Source organism: Sciscionella sediminilitoris, from assembly GCF_000737195.2.
Taxonomy (GTDB): domain Bacteria; phylum Actinomycetota; class Actinomycetes; order Mycobacteriales; family Pseudonocardiaceae; genus Sciscionella; species Sciscionella sediminilitoris.
Genome location: NZ_JALM01000097.1, coordinates 1 through 820 on the forward strand (window position 1 = coordinate 1; position 820 = coordinate 820).

General features: G+C 71.2%; 1 protein-coding gene. It reads right to left on the reverse strand.

Annotated features, from left to right (window positions below):
• Nucleotides 1-820: acyltransferase domain-containing protein (locus tag AD72_RS29835; protein WP_037347814.1), on the reverse strand; the 820-nt coding region annotated here is incomplete at both ends.

An 820-nucleotide genomic window follows, 5' to 3' on the forward strand; every position in this document is an offset into this window, starting at 1 on the left:
AAGCCGACACCGCCACCATCGCTCCACCAGACGGCAACTCCTGCATCAGCGCGGCACGGGCCGTCACCAACCGGGCTGCGGCGGCCAGATCGAACACTCCGGCCACATGCGCCGCGGTGATCTCCCCGACCGAATGCCCGAGCAGGATCTCCGGGGCCAACCCCCAGGATTCCAGCAACCGGAACTGCGCGAGCTCGAAAGCGAACAGGGCGGGCTGGGTGAATCCGGTGCGGTGCACCGCGTCCGAATCCTCGAACAGCACATCCCGCAGCGGCCGTTCCAGGTACTGGTCGAGCTGGGCGCACACCGCGTCGAACGCTTCCGCGAACACCGGGAAGGCCGCGTACAACTCCCGGCCCATCCCGGCACGCTGGGCACCCTGACCGGAGAACACCACGGCCGTCGCCCCGGGGGCGACCTCGCCGAGGAGCACATCGGGCCCGGATCCGCCCGCGGCGATCCGCTCGAAGCCGCGGCGCGCGGTGTCCCGTCCGGTGGCGAGCACGACCGCGCGGTGTTCGAAGCCGGATCGCCCGCGGGACAAGGCGTTCGCCAGGGCACCGAGCGGGATGTCCCGATCGGCGCACGCATCCGCGAGGGCGAGTGCCTGTGCGGCGCGCGCTCCCGCGGTGCGCCCGGAAAGCAGCAGAGGAACCACCGGAAGCTCCGGCTCGTCCGGAACCGGCGCCTCGACGGTATCGGCCTGTTCGAGGATCAGGTGGGCGTTGGTGCCCGAAATCCCGAACGAGGACACCCCCACCCGGCGCGGACGCTCGGTCTCGGGCCAATCGGTGGTTTCCGTGGCCAACGCGATCCGACC